7 protein-coding genes are annotated in these 6,249 nt (G+C 61.3%); 1 reads left to right on the forward strand and 6 read right to left on the reverse strand.

The window, feature by feature from the left end; all coding sequences use genetic code 11:
* Positions 1-8: 8 nt before the first annotated feature.
* Both BPHY_RS15755 and mnmE read right to left on the reverse strand, forming a co-directional pair.
* Positions 9-1,187 carry a tyrosine-type recombinase/integrase gene (locus BPHY_RS15755; protein ID WP_012402438.1) on the reverse strand — a complete coding sequence of 393 codons (1,179 nt, stop codon included), beginning with the start codon at positions 1,185-1,187 and terminating at the stop codon, positions 9-11.
* A gap of 111 nt (positions 1,188-1,298) precedes the next feature.
* Positions 1,299-2,699, reverse strand: coding sequence for a tRNA uridine-5-carboxymethylaminomethyl(34) synthesis GTPase MnmE (gene mnmE / locus BPHY_RS15760; RefSeq protein WP_012402439.1), 1,401 nt, complete (start codon positions 2,697-2,699; stop codon positions 1,299-1,301).
* 349 nt (positions 2,700-3,048) lie between these two features.
* On the opposite strand from mnmE, the gene BPHY_RS15765 reads away from it, so the two are divergent.
* Positions 3,049-3,471 (forward strand): transcriptional regulator, encoded by a 423-nt coding sequence (locus BPHY_RS15765; RefSeq protein ID WP_012402440.1) that lies wholly within the window; start codon positions 3,049-3,051, stop codon positions 3,469-3,471.
* 98 nt (positions 3,472-3,569) lie between these two features.
* Here the strand turns inward: BPHY_RS15765 and yidC are convergent, their stop codons facing one another.
* From yidC to rpmH, 4 genes are all read right to left on the reverse strand, one after another.
* The gene (yidC, locus tag BPHY_RS15770) at positions 3,570-5,222 is read right to left on the reverse strand and encodes a membrane protein insertase YidC (protein ID WP_012402441.1); all 1,653 of its coding nucleotides are present in this window, start codon (positions 5,220-5,222) and stop codon (positions 3,570-3,572) included.
* 30 nt (positions 5,223-5,252) lie between these two features.
* Positions 5,253-5,483: a membrane protein insertion efficiency factor YidD gene (gene yidD, locus BPHY_RS39440; RefSeq protein WP_007581797.1), complete on the reverse strand. Its 231-nt coding sequence runs from the start codon at positions 5,481-5,483 to the stop codon at positions 5,253-5,255.
* 73 nt (positions 5,484-5,556) lie between these two features.
* The gene (gene rnpA / locus BPHY_RS15775) at positions 5,557-6,066 is read right to left on the reverse strand and encodes a ribonuclease P protein component (RefSeq protein WP_012402442.1); all 510 of its coding nucleotides are present in this window, start codon (positions 6,064-6,066) and stop codon (positions 5,557-5,559) included.
* A gap of 25 nt (positions 6,067-6,091) precedes the next feature.
* Positions 6,092-6,226 (reverse strand): 50S ribosomal protein L34, encoded by a 135-nt coding sequence (gene rpmH / locus BPHY_RS15780; RefSeq protein ID WP_004198824.1) that lies wholly within the window; start codon positions 6,224-6,226, stop codon positions 6,092-6,094.
* Positions 6,227-6,249: the final 23 nt, after the last annotated feature.

A 6,249-nucleotide genomic window follows, 5' to 3' on the forward strand; every position in this document is an offset into this window, starting at 1 on the left:
CAATTCGTTTAACCTCGGCCCGTCTCATGCGACTCCGTACCAAACTGCCGTTCTACGAAGTCAGCCCAGCTCTGCATGGCATGCGAAACTGCGGCGCCGTCCGAGTTCACCACTGCCTGTTCGCCCATCGTGGAGCGCAGAAGGCCGCGCTGGTGATGCAAACCCGCGCGGCTGAGATCGCTTAGGACGAACCGGTCGGTCTCCAAACTTAGCGTCTTGACCGCCTGATTCAGCGTGCCCTTTGCAATCGGCCGGTCGTCGTCACCGCGCGTCGACGGAAAGACGTAAGTACGGCTGTGCTTCATATCGCGCAACTCGCGAAGCATCGCGAGAGCCTGCTGCGAAAGCGGGATGCGCCGCGCGCGGGCGCTACCGACGCGTGATGCCGGAATCGTCCAGACGCCACCGTCGAGATCGAACTCGCGCCATGTGGCTTCGGTGAGTTCGGATTTGCTGGCCATTGTCAGCACCAGCAAATGCAGCGCGAGCTTCAACGGCCGCTTGATACGCGACGTGTAGATCGCGCGCAGCAACGCGCCGATTTCGGCCGCTGTCAGGATGCGAGTGCGTCCGTGCTGCGTCGCGATCGATCGCGCCGCGACGGATTCGGCGGGATTGATGGTCGCGAGTTGCCGCGCAATCAGGAAAGCAAACAAACGCTTCGCGACATTTCGAGCGTGCAGCGCCATCTGCGGCGCGCCCCGACTTTTGATCGTGTCGCAGATCGACTGGATGTCTTCCGACGTGACTTGTGCGATCTGCTTGTGGCCGATTGCGGGCAGGATGTCCTTGTCGAGCGCGCGCTGTGTGGTGCGGCGATATTCATCGGACTTGCGGGCGATTTCCGAAGCCACATATAGTTCGGCGCCATCGCGCAGCACATCGACGCGCTTTTCGGCTCCGCGATCCTGTCGCGCGGTCGAGACTGGCGACAGGCCATTCGCCACGATTTCCGCATACTTCTGCGCGCGGGCTCGCGCGACCCGTAATGACATCAGCTGATAGTCGCCGATGGTGACCATAGGCTGCCGCGCCCCGTCGAGCGTGTAGCGGAATCGCCAGACCTTCTTTCCGGTCGGCATCACCTCGAGAATCAGGCCTTTGCCGTCGGCGACGCTGTATCGCGTCGCACGGGGCTGCAATGCGCGGATCTGGGATTCGCTCAGGGGTGTCGCGACTTTGGGCATTAGGGTTTCGGTACACGAGGCGCGCGGAAAACGCAGCTTACGCGTTTGTGTACCGAAAATAAATGCGCGGATCGTCGCGACCGGTCTGTGGATACAAACCAACCAACAAAATCACTTGCCGATACAAAACCTGCTGAAAATCACGCCAAGCAGATCGTCGGAAGTGAATTCGCCGGTGATGGAGTTGAGTTGATCCTGCGCCAGACGCAGTTCTTCCGCGAAGAGATCGAGCGCTTGCGCGTTCTGATCCGCGTGCTCCGCGGCAAGCCCGAGATGATTTTGCGCGGCCCGAAGCGCAATCAGATGGCGTTCGCGCGCGAGATAAACGCTTTCCGCGCCCGCCTGCCAGCCGGCAATGCGTAGCAGTTCGCCGCGCAGCAGGCTGATGCCGTCGCCCATCTTTGCCGACAGTCGAACCTCGCATAAGTCGGGCTCGCCTGACGCGTTCAACTTCTCGACATGCGGAGCAGCGCCCGTCAGGTCCGTCTTGTTCAGGACACGCACGACGGGCACGCCCGCCGGAAAGCGCGCGGCGATCGCTTCGTCGTCGTCCGTCATGCCCGAACGTGCGTCGAGCAGATGCAGCACGACGTCCGCGCGCTCGATTTCGCCCCACGTCCGCTCGATGCCGATCTTCTCGACTTCGTCTTCCGTCTCGCGCAACCCTGCCGTGTCGATCACGTGCAGCGGGATGCCTTCCACCTGTATGGTCTGTGCAACCTTGTCTCGGGTCGTGCCCGCAATCGGCGTGACGATCGCGAGCTCCGCGCCGGCCAGCGCATTGAGCAGCGACGATTTGCCGACATTCGGCTGCCCAGCCAGCACTACCGACAAGCCTTCGCGCAGCAACGCGCCCTGGCGCGCCTCACTTAGCACGAGCGCAAGACGCTCGCGAATGCGCGCAAGCTTCCCGCGCGCGTCGGCGGCTTCGAGGAAATCGATTTCTTCTTCCGGAAAATCCAGGGTCGCCTCGACGAGCATCCGCAGCGTGATCACGTCTTCGACCAGCGCATGAATATCGCGCGAGAACGCACCTTCGAGCGAACGTCCCGCCGATCGCGCGGCGGCTTCCGTGCTGGCCTCGATCAGATCGGCAACTGCTTCGGCCTGCGCGAGATCGAGCTTGTCATTGAGAAATGCGCGACGCGTGAACTCGCCCGGTTCCGCGAGACGCAATCCGAACGCCTGTCCGGCATCGATGCAGCGTTGCAAAACAAGCTGAAGTACGATCGGACCGCCGTGCCCTTGCAGCTCGAGCACGTGCTCCCCCGTGTATGAGTGCGGCGCGGGAAAGTACAGCGCGATACCGCGATCGAGCGCGTTACCGCCGCCATCCAGAAAGGGAACGTAGCTGGCATGGCGCGGCGTCCACGTCTGCCCGGACAACGCCTGCATCATCGGCTGCGCTGCGGCCTCGCCGGCGCGTCCGAGCGAGATGCGCACGACCCCTATACCGCCGCGGCCGGGCGCGGTAGCAATGGCGACGATCGGATCGGAATCTGTGGCGATCATGGTGCAAACGTTGGGAAATGATGGGAAGAGACGCGCAGTGGACGTGCGCGGAACGCCTGGCATTGTAACGCGGTCGCTTTGCGACGCGTTCGGGTGCACATTCTCACGCCGAGCTAAATTTATCCTTCAGATTTATCTCTGCTGAGATAAGCCATCGGCGGCTCTGCGATAGAAGATTTCGTACTCGTCGTGTAGTCTAGTTCTTACATTGGCAAGCCAAATCGGACTTTGAAACCGAAGAAGAGACAAATTGGGCTGTTCGCTAAGACGAGCTAGGCCAAACTCAGACGCGCTAAATGTAACGTGTACAGTTGTCTACCTGCGACGTGTCGGACTGCACAATTTGCGGATGCCAACCGTCGAAGAAAAAGCGGCCTTTGCCGAGCGACTCAAGTTCGCGATGAGACGCGCCCCGGAGAAACTCAGGGGCGGGACCGACCTCGCATTGCATTTCAACCTGCGTCATCACGGCGACCAGCCCGTGTCGCCGCAGACGGTACACAAGTGGCTGAGCGGCCGCACGATTCCCACCGACGACAAGCTTCGCACACTAGCGGCCTGGTTCGAAGTGGACGTCCACTGGCTGCACTATGGGCCTTCGCCGAGTGGCTCGACGCGAAATGTTCCCAAGCCTTTAGCGCGCGGCGAGAAATATCCGCTTTCACCTGAGACGCTCGAGCTGGCGTCGAAGATCGAGTCGCTGACGCCACATCATCGATATCTGGTGCAGGAGCTGATCGCACAGCTTTACGGCGACGCCGACAACTCCTAGATAAATCGCAAGACGTAAAAAAACCGCCCGGCTGAAACCGGGCGGTTTGCTTTTTCGGCATCGGCTCGGACAAACACGCGTCCGCGCCGAACGCCCGCTCAGGCAGCCTTTTTCTTCTGCCCCATCATGCGCGTGATGTAATACTGCTGCGCAATCGACAGCACATTGTTCACGACGTAGTACAGCACAAGACCGGCCGGGAAGAAGAAGAACATGACCGAGAACGCGATCGGCATGAACATCATCATCTTGGCTTGCACAGGATCCGGCGGCGTCGGGTTGAGCTTCGTTTGAACGAACATCGAGACGGCCATCAGAACCGGCAGGATGAAGTACGGATCTTGTTGCGACAGATCGTGAATCCACAGAATCCACGGTGCACCGCGCATTTCCACCGACGAAAGCAGCACCCAGTACAGCGAGATAAAGACCGGAATCTGAATCACGACAGGCAGGCAGCCGCCGAACGGATTGACCTTCTCAGTCTTGTACAGCTCCATCAGAGCCGCGTTCATCTTCTGCGGATCGCTCTTGAAGCGTTCGCGCAGCGCCTGCATGCGCGGCGTGATTTCCTTCATGCGGGCCATCGACTTGTAGCTAGCTGCCGACAGCGGGAAGAACACGGCCTTGATCAGCAGCGTCAACAGCACGATTGCCCAGCCCCAGTTGCCGACGTAGCCGTGGATCTTTTCGAGCAGCCAGAACAGCGGCTTCGCGATGATCGTCACCCAGCCGTAGTCCTTCACCAGTTCCAGACCCGGCGCGATGCCTTCGAGCATGCGTTCTTCTTCCGGACCGGCGAACAGACGCGCAGACACGTCGATCGTCTGGCCCGGCGCAATGGTCTGCAACGGCTGCTTGACGCCGACGCGATAGAGCGACGGATCGATCTTCTCGACGTAGATGTCACGCTTTGCGCCCTGCTGCGGAATCCACGCAGATGCAAAATAGTGCTGCACCATCGCGACCCAGCCGTTGTCGGCCGAAGTGGCATAGTCCTGCTTGTTCTTGTCGATGTCGCCGAACGTCAGCTTCTGGAAGTGATGCTGTTCCGTGTACACCGCCGGCCCGATGAACGTGTGCGAGAAGCGCGGCGTTTCGACGGGCTGACTGTCGCGCACGAGTTCCATGTACGCGGTCGGCTTGACGGGCGCCGTGCCGACGTTCTGGATTTTCGTATCGACATTGATCACATAGCTGCCACGCGTGAAGGTGTATGTCTTCACGACCTTCAGGCCACCCTTTTCCGGCGACTGGAAAGATAGCGTCAGTGTGTTGCCCGTCATGTCGGTCGCCTGACCGGCAACGGGCGTGAACACGTCGGTGTGGTTCGGGAAGTCGCCGCCGAGCAGGCCCGTACGCGCGAGATACGTGTGGTCGGCCGTGTGGTCGAACAGCGTGATCACCTGATCGGGCTGCTTGCCCTCCCCCGGCTTGACCAGCGTGAGCTTGGACAGCGTGCCGCCCCGCGTATCGATCTGGCCACGGTAGACGTCCGTGCTGAACGAAACCAGCTGCGCCTGCTGCGCGGCGGGCGTTGTCGAGCCGGGTGCGGCAGCCGTCGTCTGCGGCAAATCTGTCGGTTGGCTTGCCGTCGTCGACGAGCCGGGCGCGGCGGGAGCCGCCGTCTTGGTCTGCGTCGCGCTCGGGAAGAACATCGACGGGCGTCCGTGGTCGCGCTGCCAGTTGTCGAACAGCATGACAGCTGACATGAAGAAAATGACCCATAGGACGGTGCGTTTGATATCCATGCGTTGTCTCAGTGTCGATGGCACAGCGCGTCAGCGCTTCTTAGGAGTTGGAGGCGGGACAAGATCGATGCCGCCCGCCGAAAACGGGTGACAGCGGCACAGGCGCCTTGCGGCGAGATAAGTACCACGCGCGGCGCCATGATACTGGATTGCTTCGCGCGCGTAATCCGAACAGGAGGGATAAAAACGGCACCGATTGCCGAGCATGGGACTCACGGCAATCTTGTAGAAACGCAGCAAAGCGAATAGTACCGTTTGCATGACTAGTGCGGTTCGACTGCGCCGCCCGATATGAAGCGCTGGAAAACAGTGGCGCACCAACGCTGCGTGGCTCTCATGGCGTGCCGGGCGGCGCGCCCGCCGCCGACGGCGCCTGGGGTGCCGGCGCTTCACGACGGGCGATTTCGCGCGCTGCCTTGTCGAGCAGCGTATCGATCTCGCCGCGGCACATTGCTTTCAACGGCGGCGACGATCCGCTGGGCATCGCCTTCCTGTCGAATTTGGTGTGCAAACGCAGCAGCACGTCCCAGCCGCCGAACTCCGCGCGCCGGAGGCGAAACGCTTCGCGCGCGAGTCGCTTCACCAGATTCCGCGTCACCGCACGCGGCGCGTACTTCTTGCCGATCACGAGCCCGAGGCGCGCTTCGCTGCCTGTCGGCCTCGCATATACGACAAAGTGAGGCGTGCGACGCCACGGGCGCAAACGAAAAACGGATGAAAATTCATCCGTTTTTAGCAGCCTTGCGGCTTTGGGAAAAGCTGCGGACGCCTGCAACGGAACGGGGTTCTGATGCGGCGCGTCGGCCGTTCCCGCAGCGTCACGGGTCTCGGACACAGCGCGCACTGGGCTTGACCGCGATTCGCCTGCCTTAGATGGCGAGGCGCTTGCGGCCCTTCGCGCGGCGTGCGTTGATGACCTTGCGGCCGCCGGCGGTCTTCATGCGAACGCGGAAGCCATGGGTGCGCTTACGGCGCGTCACGGAAGGTTGGTAAGTACGTTTCATGTTGCTCTCACTTGTTTGAGAAA

This window comes from Paraburkholderia phymatum STM815 (genome assembly GCF_000020045.1).
Taxonomy (GTDB): domain Bacteria; phylum Pseudomonadota; class Gammaproteobacteria; order Burkholderiales; family Burkholderiaceae; genus Paraburkholderia; species Paraburkholderia phymatum.